This window comes from Balneicella halophila, assembly GCF_003096835.1.
GTDB lineage: Bacteria > Bacteroidota > Bacteroidia > Bacteroidales > Balneicellaceae > Balneicella > Balneicella halophila.
Genome location: NZ_QENZ01000005.1, coordinates 322,829 through 339,519, shown reverse-complemented (window position 1 = coordinate 339,519; position 16,691 = coordinate 322,829). Strand labels below are relative to the sequence as shown.

Sequence of the window (16,691 nt, the reverse complement as noted above, 5' to 3'; positions counted from 1 at the left end):
TATCATATAATATTTTAAGAGAACCGTTCTATAATTGTTTAGAACGGTTTTTTATGAGTATTTCACCTTGAAATACTTGTTCTACAGGACCTTCTAAAATAATATTTTTAAAAGCCTCACCTTTTTTTGTGTAACTGACTTTTAGTATTCCGCCCTTAGTGTGCAGTTCCTGTTCTTCTTTTCCATTTAGCAAACCTAAGACAATAGCTGTTGCAACGGTGCCCGTTCCGCAAGAATAGGTTTCATCTTCTACACCTCGCTCATAGGTTGATAAAATAATTTTGTTATTTTCCACAGATACAAAATTAACGTTTGTGCCTACTTTGTTAAATCGATTATTGTATCTGATTTTTTGTCCTTCACTTACAGTGTCAAAGTTCTCATGTGAATCAATCAGCTTTACATAATGAGGAGAGCCCGTATCTAAGTAAAAGTCTTGTCCAACTTGCTCTATCTGTGACACATCTTTCATCTGTAAAGCTACACCTGATGGAGTGAGTTCTGCTGAGTGCATACCATCAGGAGCAAGAAATTGAGTTGTATTATCAATAATTCCTAAATATTTTGCAAAAGCTACGATACATCGACCACCATTACCACACATTGAGGAGAGATTGCCGTCAGAATTAAAATACTGCATTTTAAAATCAGCTTTATTCGTATTTTCTAACAAAATAAGACCGTCAGCACCTATTCCAAAACGTCTATGACAGAGATGTTTGATAAGTTCGTTGTTCTCAATGTGAAAAGAGAAATCTCTATTGTCAATCAGAATGAAATCATTACCGGTACCATGGTATTTATAGAAAAAAATCTTCCTAGTCATGTTAAAGAATGTAAATAAGTGAAACAAAACATGTCTTAGTAACGTATAATAAGGCAAACAAATAAAGACAAAGATATCATTTTATGAAGAATATAAATAGATTTTTGATTGTGCTTATAGCACTGGGTGCAGGGGGAATTTTTATGTACTTGTATCTAAACTGGGAAAATAAACTAAAAACGAAATCGGATACAGATATAACTTATTCGCAACCCCAAACACAGGGGCAGGCATCTGTCGCAATTGCAGGACAGCCTGTGGATTTACGTACAGCAGCCTCAACTGCTGTGAAGTCGGTAGTACACGTGAAAACGCAATATACACAACGTGCACAATACCGAAATCCTTTTTTAGAATTCTTTTACGGTCAAGGAGCAGGAGCACCTACTCGTCAAGTTATGCAATCTGGTTCTGGAGTGATTATTTCTGATGATGGCTATATTGTTACAAATAATCATGTCATCGAGCGCTCTGATAAAATTGTGGTAGTTCTCAATGACCAGCGTGAATTTCCTGCAGAGTTGGTTGGAAGAGACCCCAATACTGATTTGGCATTATTGAAAATTAAAGGAAAAGATTTACCAGCTATTGAGTTTGCAAATTCTGATAAAGTTGCTCTTGGAGAGTGGGTTTTGGCTGTAGGCAATCCTTACAATCTTACTTCAACGGTTACTGCAGGTATTGTGAGTGCAAAAGGACGTTCTATAAGTGATCCGAGAAAAAGAAAAATGAGTTTAGACGCATTCATACAAACTGATGCTGTGGTAAATCCTGGTAATAGCGGAGGTGCATTAGTTAATACCGCAGGGCAATTAGTGGGTATTAATACAGCTATTCAATCTACAACAGGCTCTTATGTTGGTTATTCTTTTGCTATCCCATCTAATGTTGCAGCAAAAGTAGCTAATGATCTGAAAGAATACGGTAGTGTACAGCGTGGTTATCTAGGAGTACAAATTGCACCGATGACTACTGGTTTGGCTAAACAGTTTAATTCTAACAAAGTAGAGGGTGTGTTCGTTGCCGAAGTAACAAAAGGTGGCGCTGCAGAAGAGGCTGGAGTGCAAGCAGAAGATATTATTATCTCAATAAACAAGATAAAAGTGAACTCCGTAGAGCAATTGCAAGAACAATTGGCAAAGTATAGTCCAAGTGATGATTTAACCATTTCTGCAAAAAGAAAGGGAATAGTGAAACATTTTGATATCGAATTACGTAATACTATTGGAGAGGGAAGTTTACAGCAAGAAATTATCCTCGGTGCTTATTTGAAACCACTAAATAATGAGATGCAGAAAGTATTAAGAATTAATAGTGGAGTGATAGTAACACAATTAGGTGTTGGAAAACTGCAACAAGCAGGAGTGAGAGAAGGATTTGTCATTCTCAATATCAACAATACGGTTATAAAAACAACGGCTGATGTCCAAAAGGCATTAGATGATAATGTGCTAAATGGAAAATTTTTAGTAGAAGGAATCTATCCGAACGGAGAGAAAGCATATTATCGATTTTTGAAAGATTAAAATTAAGGAAAAGGGAGAAAATATATGAGACAATTAAAGATTACAAAATCCATTACCAATCGTGAGAGTGCGTCGTTAGACAAATACTTGCAAGAGATTGGACGTGAAGACTTGATTACTGTAGAGGAAGAAGTGGAATTGGCACAACGCATCAAACAGGGTGATCGTAGAGCATTGGAGAAATTGACCAGAGCTAACTTACGATTTGTTGTTTCTGTTGCTAAACAATATCAAAATCAAGGACTTACTTTGCCTGACTTGATTAATGAGGGAAATTTAGGTTTAATAAAAGCAGCAGAAAAGTTTGACGAAACTAGAGGTTTTAAGTTCATTTCTTATGCTGTTTGGTGGATTCGTCAATCTATTTTACAGGCATTAGCTGAGCAGTCACGTATTGTTCGTTTGCCACTAAATCAGGTTGGTTCGTTGAATAAAATCAACAAAGCATTTTCAAGATTTGAGCAAGAGAATGAGCGTCGTCCATCAGCGGAAGAACTTTCTGATGACTTAGAAATTTCAGCTGATAAGATTGCTGATACTTTAAAGGTATCTGGTCGTCATATTTCTGTTGATGCTCCATTTGTGGAAGGCGAGGATAACAGTTTATTAGACGTATTGGTCAATAATGATTCACCAAATGCAGACAATTCTTTGATGAAAGAATCTCTAGGAAGAGAAATTGACAGAGCGCTTTCTACTTTGACAGAAAGAGAAGCTAGCATTGTTAAGCATTTCTTTGGAGTAGGTTGTGCAGAGATGACATTAGAAGAGATAGGAGAGAAGTTTGGATTAACACGTGAACGTGTACGCCAAATCAAAGAAAAAGCAATCCGTCGTTTACGTCATTCATCGAAAAGTAAATTATTGAAATCTTACTTAGGTTAAAAATTACGAGTTACTCAGAAAAATAAAAAAGGCTTCCATATGGAGGTCTTTTTGTGTTAGATAAAAAATAATAAATCATTTAGTAAAAGATTGTCAGTATTAAATATAAAAAAGAGCCTCAAAAATTATGAGACTCTTTTTAAAAGTTAAGTATGTGGTTATAGTCTATACTATCCGTTAAATCTTTCAGCAACTACATCCCAGTTTACAACATTCCAAAATGCATCGATATAGTCAGGACGCTTGTTTTGATACTTCAAGTAGTAGGCATGCTCCCAAACATCTAGTCCAAGTAAGATTTTACCTTTCTTGTCTACAACATCCATTAAAGGATTATCTTGGTTAGGAGTAGAAGTTACCTCTAATTTGTCTCCATTTTTAATGAGCCAAGCCCAACCAGATCCAAATTGTGTAGCAGCTGCGTTAGAAAATTCTTCTTTGAATTTATCGAAACTACCGAAATCATTATCAATAGCGTCAGCTAAGTCGCCTTTTGGTGAACCACCGGCATTTGGTGCTAAATTTTCCCAAAATAACTTGTGGTTGTAAAAACCGCCACCGTTATTTCTTACACCAGTGCTATATTTTGAAACATTAGCAAGAATATCTTCAATAGATTTTCCTTCGGCATCTGTTCCTTCAATAGCTTTATTTAACTTATCTGTATAACCTTGATGATGTTTTGTATGATGAATTTTCATTGTTTCTTCATCAATATAAGGTTCTAAAGCGTCGTAGGCATAGCCTAATTTTGGTAATTCAAAGCTCATAATATTTGTTTTTAAAGTTAAACTTATATACTCATACAAATCTACAAAATTTAGACCACAATATGCTACAAAACATATTTATTATATCTATAAAATATTTCTATCGATTATATTTTTTGTTGAGTGCTTGGAGGATAGCATAAGTTTCTGCATCTAAAATACCATCACACTTTTTTTGTCTAAAATGATATTGGAAAGTGAGGATAACATCCTTTGTTTGTTCATCCCACTCTCCGGTTTGCTCTATTTTATAACCGTAGCGATGAAAATCGTTTTGGACTTTCTCAATAAATTCAACACTGTCATAATCAGCCTTATAAAATTCAGGTAAAAATTCTAAAACAGTAGGAATATCATACCATGCTCCAACATTGTATTTTTTATGAAGTATCTCCCAGGGAAAAAGGGGACCTGGATCTTGTTTCCTTCCTGGAGCAATATCGGCATGTGCAACAACTGCAGTAGGAGGAATCTTGTATCGCTCTACAATGCTTTGAGCTAATTTGGCTACTTTTTGCATTTGGTTACCATCGAATGGAAAGAAAATTCGTTCTCCATCTTTTTCAATGAACCCTTTATTGACGATTTCAATTCCTATAGACGAATCATTCAGGTTTGTTCTGCCTTGCCAATAACTAACTCCTGCATGCCAAGCTCGTTTATCTTCACGAACCAGTTGGTACACCTTATTTTCTAAAGCATCGTCTCCAACCAGATAATGAGCACTTACTTGCTTCTTCGTAAGAATTTGAATGGAGGAAGGATAGTCAGCCACCGTATAATGCATTACAAGTATTTTGATGCGTTTATCTTGTCCGATAGCTTCGTGGGTTTTAGCATCTATTTTAAGTCCATCAATTCGAGGGATATATTCCCTAGTCGCACAAGATGCAAATAATATAATCAAAAGGAGTGATAAGTATTTCCAAGAATTTTTCATAATAATTGTATTTATTCAGCTATAGGATTAATGTATTCAGGTTGTATCAATAATGGTGTGATCTGTTTTTCGGTACTTTGGATAGAGCGATAAACAGCTTCTTGAATTTTAGTACGTATATCCATTTTTCCCATTTTATTATTCCAATCATTAGGATATACTCTGTTTGCAAGAATAATCCCTATAATTTGATTTTCCGGGTCTGCCCATACCATTGTACCTGTAAACCCTGTATGTCCAAAAGTACTCAAAGGTAATACTTTTGAGAAAGCAGTCATCTTGGTGGTGTCAGGATCTGGCTTGTCAAAACCTATGCCCCTGCGACTTATTTCTGGATGTATTTGTTTGGAGAAGAGTTCCATAGTGTTTGGGTTAATGTAAGTTTCACCGCCGTAGCTCCCTTTATGTAAATACATTTGCCAGATTTTTGCTAAATCTTCTGCATTGGAGAAAAGACCAGCATGACCAGCTACACCTCCAAGTAAGGCTGCATTTGGGTCGTGGACATAACCTCGAAGTAACTTTTTCCGTAAAAAGTTTTCCTGGGCTGTTGGAACAAAACGGTCTAGTGTGTATTTTTTCCACATATTCATTCCTGTAGTTTTTGCACCCAACTTTGCATAAAATGTGGCTAAAGTCTCTTCAAAATCATAGCTTGCTTTCAAGTATTCTCCCGTAAGAATAAATCCTAAATCACTATATCTATATCTCTTTTTATAATTAGGCTTGAGTGTTACTTTTTTTATTGTATCAAGCAACATATCTCTAAGAGGAGTGCTTAGATAGAGATTTTCTCCTACAGGAATACCCCCTTTGGCATTAAACAGTCCGTTTTTGTACTTGAAGTTTCTATTTATCCATGCTTTACGGTCTATTTGTATTGTATATGGAGCTCTGTATCTGTAGGAAATAAGTTTATCATCATAGCTTGCAGTGTCTATCAAAATACGATAAAGTGGAATCCATGATGGCAATCCACTCTCGTGTGTCAATAAATCCTCTAAAGTGATGGAAGCTTTGTCAGTATTTTCAAAAAACGGAAGCAACTCTGATAGATTGGTCGATAAGGTGAGGAGGTCCTTATCATAATGTTTCATAAGTATCGGGAGTGTAGCAGAAACTTTAGTTAAGGATGCTAAATCGTATAAATCACTCGATTTTACAGCTTGTTTTTTCTTATACGTATGATAACCGTAGGATTTGTTTAACACAATGTTCCCATCTTTTGCTAACAAGATTTGTGCGCCTGGTAACGCTCCTTTTTTTATGGCGTCATAGACAATACTATCTATTTGTTTTAGTGAATCAGCAATAAATCCTTCTGTCTCCGGCAGTGAATAACCCAGGCGTACCTTTTCGGTATCAATACCCCAGCAAGCAGGATATAATTGATTGATACCTAATGGAAGTTTCCCGGTAATTGCACTGCCTCCAAAAATTGCTTGAGCCATAGCCTCTTGCGCATAGTTTGTATCTTCATATCCAACTAAAACGGCTGTGCACTTTGATAAATTATAATTGCTGAGACCGTAAGGCGACCCAAAGAAAGAGAATATAGTATTTGTTTTTTGATCTAATTTTTGGAGAAATCGAATAGAGGCATTCGTAGCTCCAAATTTTTTCTTGATATTGTAATTCGTGCTATGTTTACTTACGATAACCGTATTATAATGCTTCAGTTTTTCTAAAGCTTTGTCATAGATGATTTGTGAAGAGCCTCTGGGAATAGCAAAGACATCAACATCAGTGTAATGAGAAAGTCGCTTCAAGAATGGGTTGTCGATACTGGCGTCGATAGCAACTGCAGCTATACGTTTTTTATCTAAAGCTTTTAAGGGCAAAAAATCATGTTGATTTTTAATGAGTGTTATTGAAGCTTTTGCCAATTTTTCTTGTAAAATGTCATTATTTGTAGAATGTAAATCTTCTCTTAAATTACTATTAGGAATAGGAGTCCAATTATTCAAACCGACCCATTGTTTTGTTAAGAGAATTTTGCGAACATGTTCATCAATTTCTGTTTGAGTTATTTTGCCTGATTGTATAGCTTCTTTTATTTTCTTGATAGCTCTTGGGACATTTTGTGAAAATAATAATACATCATTTCCTGCTAATAAAGCCAATAAATCAACATCACCCGGTTTGTTGGTATTCGCTACACCTCCCATATTGAGAGCGTCGGTAAAAACAAGGCCATTAAATCCGATATCATACCTAAGGATTTCTGTAATTGCTTGATATGATAAAGATGTAGGGTGTTCTTTGTCAATCTCAGGGACTTGCAGATGAGCAGTCATTATACCTCCGATTCCGTAGTTACAAAGCATTTTGAAAGGATAAAGTTCCAAAGAATCCAATCGGTCTAATTTAAAGTATAAACTCGGCAGGGTATGGTGCGAATCCACTTTCGTATCTCCATGACCGGGGAAATGTTTGCCAACAGCTAAAATATGTTCATCTTGTAGCCCCTCCATGAAGAGTTTTCCTTTAGCTACAACATTCTCCCTGTCTTCACCAAATGAACGCGTGCCGATTATCGGATTTGCTCTGTTGTTATTGATGTCTAAAACTGGGGCAAAATTTACGTGTACTCCAATTCGGCGACATTGTCTTCCAATTTCGCGTGCCATTTTGTAAATGAGGTTATCGTCAGTAATAGCTCCGAGGGTCATGTTTTTAGGAAAACTTACCGTATTTTTCATTCGAAATCCTAAGCCAGTCTCTAAATCCATTCCAACCAAAAGTGGTGTTTTACTGAAGCTTTGATAATGATTAATTAATTGAACTTGACGCTCTTGAGAACCTTGCATAAAAATCAATCCTCCTATGTGATATTTTTTTATCAACGTTTCAATTTGTGTCTTGTTATTTTGCTGGTCATTGGTTGCGTAGGTTGCTACCATAAATAATTGCCCAATTCGTTCGTCTGGAGTCATACTTTGCAATAGAGAATCAGCCCACTGAGTTGGTATGTAATTAAATGGGGCATCTCTGTTGAAAAGATATTGATTGTATTGAGCAGACAAAATATGTACTGCCAGCAATAGTGCTAATGTATAGATTATTTTACGCATATTAATATTAAACTGTCACTTTCATTGAATATCAAAGATATAATATTATTGATGTAAGAAAAGAAAGATTATGATAGAATTATGAAAAAACCATAGTGGGAAAGTAATTTAGCAGCCTTTTATGTATCTTTGCCTTTTCAGTATAAAAAGAAGTTTTTACATGGCTAATTTTAAACGAATCAACACTTGGAGTGGGTGGGCTATTTTTGCTATTGCTCTGTTGACTTATTTTCTAACACTTGCACCATCTTTGAGTTTTTGGGACTGTGGCGAATTTATTGCTTGCGCAGATAAACTACAAGTAGGGCACCCTCCTGGGGCACCACTTTATTTGATGTTGGCACGTCTTTTTGCCGTTTTTGCACCTGATACAACACAGACAGCACTTTTTGTAAACTCCCTTTCAGCTGTTTGCAGTGCTTTGACAATATTGTTTTTGTTTTGGACGATTACGCATATTGCAAGAAAATTAGTGCAAAAAACAAAAGAGGAGGCTCTTTCATTGTCACAAACTACTGCTATTATTGGTGCAGGAGCGGTTGGTGCATTAGCATTTACGTTTTCAGACTCCTTTTGGTTTTCGGCGGTGGAAGCTGAAGTTTATGCGATGTCATCGCTTTTTACAGCCTTTGTTTTCTGGGCAATCTTAAAATGGGAGGAAGAAGCTGATGAGCCATATGCAAACCGTTGGTTGGTGCTCATTGCTTATGCTATGGGACTGTCCCTTGGAGTTCATTTGCTGAATCTATTGGCAATACCTGCTATTGTATTGGTTGTTTATTTCAAAAAATACAAGTTTTCCTACAAAGGCTTTTTGGTTGCAATGTTGATTGCAGTTGCCATACTTGGAGGAATACTTAAAATCGTATTGAGTGGGTTGCTTACTGTGGCTTCTTGGATTGAATTGCTCTTTGTAAATGATTTTGGATGGCATTATAACTCCGGATTGTTATTCTTTGTTATTCTGTTATTTGCAATCTTAGCCTTTGGAGTGTATTGGACATATAAAAATGGAAAACCGCTTTGGAATACTGTTATATTGTCATTTGCAGTGATGCTGATAGGGTTTTCATCATATTCAATGATTATCATTAGAGCACATGCCTTAACCCCGATGAATAATAATGAGGCAACGAATGTTTTTTCATTACTTTCTTATTTGAATAGAGAACAATACGGTCAAAAACCTCTATTTTCAGGACCATATTTTAACGCGCCGTTAGTAGATGGGGAAGATGCTATCGAAATAAAAGGAGATGTTTATAGTCTTTGGGAGGGGAAATATGAAAAAGCCTATAAAGAATACGATTATAATTACAATAAAAAATATACAACGATCTTTCCGCGAATGTATGGTACTGACGATATTCATCGTTATGGATATGAACAGTGGGCTGGTGTAAATGGAAATCAAACGCAACCACCTACATTTGCACAAAACTTAAGGTTTTTCTTTTCCTACCAAGTCAATCATATGTATTGGCGGTATTTTATGTGGAATTTTTCAGGAAGACAAAACGGTGTACAAGGTCAAGGCTCTTTGAGTGAAGGGAATTGGATTACCGGTATTCCATTTGTTGATAGCATGCGTCTCGGTAAACAGTCAGAATTGCCCGAGTTTATGAAAGAAGACCCAAGTCGCAATGAATATTATATGCTTCCTTTCATTTTAGGTTTATTGGGAATGTTTTATCAGTACAGCAGAGGAAAGAAGGGAAAGCAAAGTTTCGCAATTACTTTTTTCTTGTTTTTTTTAACAGGTTTAGCTATCGTTCTGTATGTAAACCAAACACCTTATCAACCTCGTGAGCGTGATTATTCCTATGTTGGATCTTTTTATGCATTCTCTATTTGGATTGGGCTAGGTGTACTTGCAATATGGCAATTATTGGCAAAGTATTTAAAAGAAGAAACAGGAGCAATAGTAGCTACAGTAGTGTGTTTAGCTCTAGTGCCAGCCATAATGGCAAAAGAGAATTGGGATGATCATGATCGTTCAGGACGCTATTGGGCGCGAGACGTTGGACAAAATTATTTAATGTCTGCCAATGATGAAAATAGTATCATCTTTTGCTACGGAGACAACGATTCATTTCCACTGTGGTACAATCAAGATGTAGAAGGTTTCCGAACTGATGTTCGTGTAGCCAATTTAAGTTATCTGCAATCGGTATGGTTTATTGACCAAATGAAGCGACAAACATATGAATCCTTGCCGATGCCGATTTCTATGACTAAAGATAAATATAGAGAAGGTATTCGTGACCAAATAATGTTTGTAAATTCTCAACAGACTGAAGCCCTAGAAAGAGCGGGAGGTGTTGACCTAAAGACAGCTATAGAATTCATTAAGGATGATAGGTATTTAGTGGAGACAGTTACAGGACGTAAGTTAGGACAGTTTATTACAAATCATTTTAAACTACCTGTACCTAAGCAGACCGTTATAGAAAATGGCTTGGTTCCGAAAGAATACCAAGACGAAATACCTGAGGAAGTGCGTTGGAATTTAGGAGAAGAAACTAGTATGATGAAACAAAATCTTGCGATATATGATGCCTTAGCACATAATGAATGGAATCGTACATTTTATTTTGCTTCTACGATTGGTAAAGGGTTAATGCAAGGGTTTGATAACAATATTATGCTAACGGGTTTAGCATATAAACTGGTTCCGATACAGACCAATGTAGGAGAAATGCCGTTAAGAGAAGTCGATACCCAAACTATGTATGAAAATGTAACTAAGAATTTTAAGTGGGGAAATATAAACGACGAGAATGTTTATCTTGATGAAACAAACTTGCATGCTGCGCATAATACGATGAATAAAATAAGCGAATTGGCTGATAATTTTATTTATAGAGATGATTATCAGAAAGCTACAGAGATTTTAGACTTAATCGTTGAAAAATTCCCTTATGAAAAAATGCGATATTTTGATAGTATGGGGCGCACTTATCGTGGTTTTTGGATTCAGTTAGCACAACGTTATCTTATCGTAGGTGATCAAGACAAAGCTAAGGCAATTTTAGAAAAAGTTACTAGAGAGGTCATCGCGATGCAAGAATATTATACTTCAATGTCTGCCAGTGACCAAAGACAATATGGTACAGAGTTGATAAGATTAAGCAATACTCTTGAACAACTATCAACACTTTATGGGTCTGGAGAAGAGATTGATGAAGAAGTTACAACTGATGAGACCATAAGTCAAGATGAATAGTTGATGAATTTATTGTAAATTTGCAAAGAAAAATAAATGAATAATATGATTACAATAACTTTCCCTGATGGAAACACTAAGCAATATGAAGAAGGAGTAACAGGATTGATGATTGCTAAAGATATTAGCAACCGCCTTGCTAAAGAAGTGCTTTCTATTGGTGTAAATGGAGAAGTTTGGGACTTAACTCGTCCTATAAATAAAGATGCAAGTATTGAGTTATACAAATGGGAAGATAAAGAGGGGAGAGATACATTCTGGCACTCTTCAGCCCACTTATTAGCTGAAGCAGTTGAGGAATTGTATCCGGGAGTAAAATTCGGTATTGGACCTCCGATTGAAAATGGATTTTACTATGATATTGATTTCATGGACTATCCTCCATTGACTGATAAGGATTTGCCTAAGATAGAACAGAAGATGCTCGAACTGGCTAGACAAAAGCAACAGTTTGTAAGAACCGACATTAGTAAAGACGAAGCCAACAAATACTTCAAAGACAAAGATGATGAGTACAAACTTGATCTCATTAAAGACCTTGAAGACGGTACAATTAGTTTTTACAAGCAGGGTTCATTTGTAGACCTTTGCCGTGGACCTCATATTCCAGATACAGGAAGCATCAAAGCCATTAAATTGATGAGTGTAGCTGGGGCTTATTGGCGTGGAGATGAACATAATAAACAATTGACACGTTTGTATGCGATAACTTTCCCCAAAAAATCAATGCTTGATGAGTACTTGGTAAAATTGGAAGAAGCAAAACTACGAGACCACAGAAAATTAGGTAAAGAGTTAGAATTATTTACATTTTCACAAGAGGTAGGAATTGGTTTGCCCATTTGGTTACCTAAAGGTGCAGATCTTAGAGAACGTTTAGAAAACTTCTTGAAAAAAGTACAACGTAAATTTGGTTATCAACAAGTGATTACTCCACACATTGGAAATATTAACTTGTATAAAACTTCAGGTCATTATGACAAATACGGAGCAGATTCATTCCAATCGATAAAAACACCACAGGATGGAGAAGAGTTTTTGTTAAAACCAATGAATTGTCCTCATCATTGTAAGGCGTATCAATTTAAGCCACATTCATACAAAGATTTACCAGTCCGTTTTGCGGAGTTTGGAACTGTTTATCGTTATGAACAAAGTGGAGAATTGCACGGATTGACACGTGTGCGTGGGTTTACCCAAGATGATGCACATATTTTCTGTACTCCTGATCAATTGAAAGATGAGTTCAAGAAAGTAATTGATATAATCTTCATTATATTCAAAGCATTGGATTTTCAAGATTTCGAAGCGCAAATATCATTAAGGGATAAGGAAGATAGAAGCAAGTATATTGGTAGTGATGAAAACTGGGAGAAAGCAGAACGTGCTATTATTGAAGCGGCAGAAGAGAAAGGATTAACAACAGTAACTGAATATGGAGAAGCTGCTTTTTATGGTCCTAAACTTGACTTTATGATTAAGGACGCATTGGGTCGTAAATGGCAATTAGGGACTATTCAAGTGGATTACAACCTTCCAGAACGTTTTGGCTTAGAATATACAGGCGCTGATAACGAGAAACATCGTCCTGTGATGATTCACAGAGCACCTTTCGGCTCTATGGAACGCTTTGTTGCTGTACTTCTGGAACATACAGCTGGAAAATTTCCACTTTGGCTAACACCAGACCAGGTTGTATTATTACCATTGAGTGAAAAATACAATGACTATGCTCATAAGGTTGCCGAAACTTTTAGGGAAAATGATGTAAGAGCATTAGTTGATGATAGAAATGAGAAGGTTGGTAAGAAGATACGTGATAATGAATTAAAACGTATTCCATATTTATTGATAGTTGGTGAAAAAGAACAGGAAGAAGGAACTGTTTCTGTCAGAAAACAGGGAGAAGGTGACCAAGGAGTGATGAAAATTGAAGATTTTATGCAATTTATTATGGAAGAAACAGAAAAAGAACTTACCTTTGCACAAAATTTGTAACGAGAAACTAAATATTTTTATAAAATTAAAATAAAAGAACTATAGCAACATTTAGACGAAGAGGGGGCGGTAGAAGATACCAGCCAAAACAAGAAGACCCTCATAAAATAAACGAGAAAATTAGAGCAACGCACGTGCGTGTAGTTGGTGAAGGTGTAGATGGATCTGAAATTCTTCCTCTTAAAGAAGCCATTGATAAGGCAAAAGAGTTAGGATTAGATTTGGTAGAGATATCACCGAACGCTGAACCACCAGTGTGTAAGATTATTGATTATAAGAAATTCTTATATCAGAAGAAACGTAAGGAGAAAGAGATAAAAGCAAACGCTTCTAAGGTAGTGGTAAAGGAAATACGTTTTGGACCCAACACCGATGATCATGACTTTAATTTTAAACTAAAACATGCAGAGAAGTTCTTAAGAGATGGTGCTAAAGTAAAAGCATATGTATTTTTCCGTGGACGCTCTATCGTTTATAAAGAGCAAGGAGAAATATTGTTGTTGAGATTTGCACAGGCCTTGGAAGAACTTGGAAAGGTTGAACAAATGCCAAAGTTGGAAGGGAAGCGTATGAATATGTTCATAGCACCGAAGACTTCAGGAAAGAAGAAATAATTTAGAGAATTTATTTACTAATTAAAAGAGGATTTACAAATGCCTAAGATGAAGACTAAAAGTAGCGCAAAAAAGCGTTTTGCTATTACCGCTACAGGGAAGATTAAGAGAAAACATGCATTTAAAAGTCACATTCTAACCAAGAAAACAAAGAAGCAAAAGCGTAACTTGACCCAAACAGGGACAGTAGACAAAGCTGATGAAAAGAGTGTGAAGCAAATGCTAATAATGTCTTAATTACATCCTAAGAAGAAAAAGAGTATTTAACCTGAGTGATTAGCACGAAAGACTTCTAGTAATGAGAAGCGCTATCAATCGAAAATTGTAAAATTATGCCAAGATCAGTAAACACAGTTGCAGCAAGAAAACGCAGAAAGCAACTAATGAAAGAAACCAGAGGATACTTTGGTGCAAGAAAAAATGTATGGACGGTAGCTAAAAATGCCTACGAAAAAGGATTAACCTATGCTTACCGTGATAGAAAGAAGAAAAAAACAAACTTTAGAGCTTTGTGGATACAACGTATCAATGCTGCTGCTAGAGCAGAAGGCTTGTCATATTCTCAACTTATGGGAATGATTCATAAAGCAGAAATTGACATCAATCGTAAAGTTTTGGCTGACATAGCTATGAATAACCCTGAAGCTTTCAAGGCTGTAGTGGATAAAGCAAGAGCTGTAAACTAAGAATACGAAAAATAACTTTAAGACTCTACATCGTATTTCATAACATGTAGAGTCTTTTTTATGATATAAAAAAATTTAGAACTTATGAAAAAAGTGTTTTTAACGATTACAGCTTTTATTCTAGCTGTATCTGTATTTGGACAAGAAGTAAAAACAGATACCATTCCTGATGGTTGGACATATGTTGCTAATACAGCAATCAATATTTCCCAAACGAGTTTTAGTAATTGGTCTCTTGGTGGAGAAGGTTCTGTTGGTGGAATTGCTGTTTTGAATTTAGGAGCTAATTATAAACAAGACAGACATACCTGGGATAACAGTTTTGTAGGACAGTATGGGATACAAAAAATAGATGGAGAGTCTAGCAAAAAGAGCATCGATATGTTTGATTTAAATTCTAAGTATGGATACCAAATCGCACCAAAATGGTCTCTAGCTGGTTTGTTAGGAGTAAAATCACAATTTGCTAATGGTTATAATTATTTAGATAATGGAGAAAGATCAAAAATCTCAAGCTTTTTTGCTCCTGGATATGTGACTACATCTGTTGGTTTTGATTACAAACCTAATACGTGGTTTTCAGCTTTGCTTTCACCGCTTACAGGTAAATATACCTTTGTAGCAGATGATGAACTTTCTGATGCTGGTGCATTTGGAGTAGATCCTGGTGATAAATTTATGGCTGAATTGGGTGCTATGATTAATGCTAAGATGCAAAAAGACATTATGAAAAATGTAAACTTAGCCTCTACACTAACCTTATTTTCAGCTTATACCAATAACTTTGGTAATATTGATGTTTCATGGGATGTTGTTTTAGGTATGAAAGTAAACAAATACATTAGTGCTACTATAAGCACCAGCTTACTTTATGACGATGATATTGATTACATCAATGAAAAAGGAGTGAATGAAGGACCAAAAGTTCAATTTAAAGAAGTGATTGGTGTTGGTTTTTCTTATAACTTTATGGAATAGACTATTAAGGTTAACTTAAAGTTAAAGCGAGCAGAACAAATAAGTTTTGCTCGCTTTTGTTTTGTGAATGCTTCAATGAAAACTGTTATCTTTGTTGACTAAAGAAAAGATGAAATATGAATACAGTTTCTTTTGATAAAGCATTTCAAGAGTTTAATTCTTTTAAAGTTCTAATTGTAGGAGATGTGATGCTAGATGCCTACGCCTGGGGAAAGGTAAAAAGAATATCACCCGAAGCTCCAGTACCAGTTTTGGCTTGTGATAAAAGGGAAAACAGATTAGGTGGCGCTGGAAATGTAGCAAAAAATATTCGCGCACTGGGTGCAAAAGCAACTATTTGTACAGTCATAGGTGAAGATGAAGCAGGGGATAAATTGATAGAGTTGTTTGAAAAGAACGAATTAGATAGCAGTGGTGTCTTACGAACTAAAAAAAGAAAAACGACTGTAAAAACCCGTTTCCTTAGTGGTTTTCATCATTTGCTCAGAGTTGATGAGGAAGATTTAGAGCTTATCGAGATTAAGCTTGAGGATTTATTATTCGAAAGAGTGACACAGCAGATTGATTCAGAAGATTATGATGCGCTTATTTTTCAAGATTATGATAAAGGAGTCTTGACACCAAACTTAATTCAGAAACTAAAAGATTTGTGTAATGATAGAGGGCTCTTTACTATTGTAGATCCAAAGCGAAATAATTTTTCAGAATATGGCGGTACTAGCTTGTTCAAGCCTAATTTTAAAGAATTCTGTGAAGGTGCAGGAGTAGAATTGAGTAAAGATGATTTGCCAGCGATTATTGAAGAAGCACAAAAATACCGAGAACTGAACGATATCACTTACCTTTTAATCACACTTTCAGAAAAAGGGATACTTATTTGTTCGAATGATACTGTTGCACACATACCTGCACAGGTGCGTGAAATTGCTGATGTATCAGGAGCTGGAGACACAGTCGTAGCCACTGCAACTCTTTGCCTTGTCGCAGGATTGGAAGCAGATAAAATCGCATCTGTATCAAACATGGCGGGAAGTTTAGTTTGTCAGCATCCGGTAGTCGTGTCTGTAGATAAAGAGGAATTGTTGGAAGAGATTAAAAAGTGCTATTGATTTTTTCTTTCAGGATACATCAAAAAAATCAAAAAGAAAATCGTATTTTTGAAAAAGTA

At 35.8% G+C, this 16,691-nt stretch carries 12 protein-coding genes and 1 pseudogene; 9 read left to right on the top strand and 4 right to left on the bottom strand.

Annotated features, from left to right (window positions below; translation table 11 throughout):
• Positions 1-28 precede the first annotated feature (28 nt).
• Positions 29-826: a diaminopimelate epimerase gene (gene dapF, locus C7377_RS08545; protein WP_116496934.1), complete on the bottom strand. Its 798-nt coding sequence runs from the start codon at positions 824-826 to the stop codon at positions 29-31.
• 83 nt (positions 827-909) lie between these two features.
• Between dapF and C7377_RS08540 the strand changes: the two genes are divergently transcribed.
• Entirely contained in the window at positions 910-2,352 is a 1,443-nt protein-coding gene (locus tag C7377_RS08540; RefSeq protein WP_116496933.1) for a trypsin-like peptidase domain-containing protein, read from the top strand.
• 24 nt (positions 2,353-2,376) lie between these two features.
• Positions 2,377-3,237, top strand: a complete 861-nt coding sequence (locus C7377_RS08535; protein ID WP_116496932.1) for a sigma-70 family RNA polymerase sigma factor — start codon at positions 2,377-2,379, stop codon at positions 3,235-3,237.
• Between the two features lie 170 nt (positions 3,238-3,407).
• Here the strand turns inward: C7377_RS08535 and C7377_RS08530 are convergent, their stop codons facing one another.
• The 3 genes from C7377_RS08530 to C7377_RS08520 all read right to left on the bottom strand — a co-directional run bounded on the left by C7377_RS08530 (position 3,408) and on the right by C7377_RS08520 (position 8,021).
• The gene (locus C7377_RS08530) at positions 3,408-4,007 is read right to left on the bottom strand and encodes a superoxide dismutase (RefSeq protein ID WP_116496979.1); all 600 of its coding nucleotides are present in this window, start codon (positions 4,005-4,007) and stop codon (positions 3,408-3,410) included.
• A gap of 100 nt (positions 4,008-4,107) precedes the next feature.
• On the bottom strand, positions 4,108-4,947 hold the full coding sequence (locus tag C7377_RS08525; protein WP_116496931.1) for an N-acetylmuramoyl-L-alanine amidase: 840 nt from the start codon (positions 4,945-4,947) through the stop codon (positions 4,108-4,110).
• A gap of 11 nt (positions 4,948-4,958) precedes the next feature.
• Positions 4,959-8,021, bottom strand: coding sequence for a glycoside hydrolase family 3 N-terminal domain-containing protein (locus C7377_RS08520; RefSeq protein ID WP_116496930.1), 3,063 nt, complete (start codon positions 8,019-8,021; stop codon positions 4,959-4,961).
• Positions 8,022-8,181: 160 nt separating this feature from the next.
• Between C7377_RS08520 and C7377_RS08515 the strand changes: the two genes are divergently transcribed.
• The 7 genes and pseudogenes from C7377_RS08515 to C7377_RS08485 all read left to right on the top strand — a co-directional run bounded on the left by C7377_RS08515 (position 8,182) and on the right by C7377_RS08485 (position 16,632).
• Entirely contained in the window at positions 8,182-11,247 is a 3,066-nt protein-coding gene (locus tag C7377_RS08515) for a protein O-mannosyl-transferase family (protein ID WP_165806886.1), read from the top strand.
• Between the two features lie 45 nt (positions 11,248-11,292).
• Positions 11,293-13,245 carry a threonine--tRNA ligase gene (gene thrS / locus C7377_RS08510; protein ID WP_116496978.1) on the top strand — a complete coding sequence of 651 codons (1,953 nt, stop codon included), beginning with the start codon at positions 11,293-11,295 and terminating at the stop codon, positions 13,243-13,245.
• A gap of 41 nt (positions 13,246-13,286) precedes the next feature.
• Positions 13,287-13,856, top strand: a pseudogene (gene infC / locus C7377_RS08505) (translation initiation factor IF-3); the annotation flags it as partial.
• A 42-nt stretch (positions 13,857-13,898) separates the two neighbouring features.
• Positions 13,899-14,096 carry a 50S ribosomal protein L35 gene (rpmI, locus tag C7377_RS08500; RefSeq protein ID WP_116496927.1) on the top strand — a complete coding sequence of 66 codons (198 nt, stop codon included), beginning with the start codon at positions 13,899-13,901 and terminating at the stop codon, positions 14,094-14,096.
• Positions 14,097-14,191: 95 nt separating this feature from the next.
• The gene (gene rplT, locus C7377_RS08495; RefSeq protein WP_116496926.1) at positions 14,192-14,545 is read left to right on the top strand and encodes a 50S ribosomal protein L20; all 354 of its coding nucleotides are present in this window, start codon (positions 14,192-14,194) and stop codon (positions 14,543-14,545) included.
• A gap of 84 nt (positions 14,546-14,629) precedes the next feature.
• On the top strand, positions 14,630-15,523 hold the full coding sequence (locus C7377_RS08490) for a DUF3078 domain-containing protein (RefSeq protein ID WP_116496925.1): 894 nt from the start codon (positions 14,630-14,632) through the stop codon (positions 15,521-15,523).
• Positions 15,524-15,639: 116 nt separating this feature from the next.
• On the top strand, positions 15,640-16,632 hold the full coding sequence (locus tag C7377_RS08485) for a bifunctional heptose 7-phosphate kinase/heptose 1-phosphate adenyltransferase (protein ID WP_116496924.1): 993 nt from the start codon (positions 15,640-15,642) through the stop codon (positions 16,630-16,632).
• Positions 16,633-16,691 lie beyond the last annotated feature (59 nt).

Coding starts and splice junctions, on each gene's coding strand:
- dapF (WP_116496934.1), bottom strand. CDS start 826: ATGACTAGGAAGATTTTTTTCTATAAATACCATGGTACCGGTAATGAT.
- C7377_RS08540 (WP_116496933.1), top strand. CDS start 910: ATGAAGAATATAAATAGATTTTTGATTGTGCTTATAGCACTGGGTGCA.
- C7377_RS08535 (WP_116496932.1), top strand. CDS start 2,377: ATGAGACAATTAAAGATTACAAAATCCATTACCAATCGTGAGAGTGCG.
- C7377_RS08530 (WP_116496979.1), bottom strand. CDS start 4,007: ATGAGCTTTGAATTACCAAAATTAGGCTATGCCTACGACGCTTTAGAA.
- C7377_RS08525 (WP_116496931.1), bottom strand. CDS start 4,947: ATGAAAAATTCTTGGAAATACTTATCACTCCTTTTGATTATATTATTT.
- C7377_RS08520 (WP_116496930.1), bottom strand. CDS start 8,021: ATGCGTAAAATAATCTATACATTAGCACTATTGCTGGCAGTACATATT.
- C7377_RS08515 (WP_165806886.1), top strand. CDS start 8,182: ATGGCTAATTTTAAACGAATCAACACTTGGAGTGGGTGGGCTATTTTT.
- thrS (WP_116496978.1), top strand. CDS start 11,293: ATGATTACAATAACTTTCCCTGATGGAAACACTAAGCAATATGAAGAA.
- rpmI (WP_116496927.1), top strand. CDS start 13,899: ATGCCTAAGATGAAGACTAAAAGTAGCGCAAAAAAGCGTTTTGCTATT.
- rplT (WP_116496926.1), top strand. CDS start 14,192: ATGCCAAGATCAGTAAACACAGTTGCAGCAAGAAAACGCAGAAAGCAA.
- C7377_RS08490 (WP_116496925.1), top strand. CDS start 14,630: ATGAAAAAAGTGTTTTTAACGATTACAGCTTTTATTCTAGCTGTATCT.
- C7377_RS08485 (WP_116496924.1), top strand. CDS start 15,640: ATGAATACAGTTTCTTTTGATAAAGCATTTCAAGAGTTTAATTCTTTT.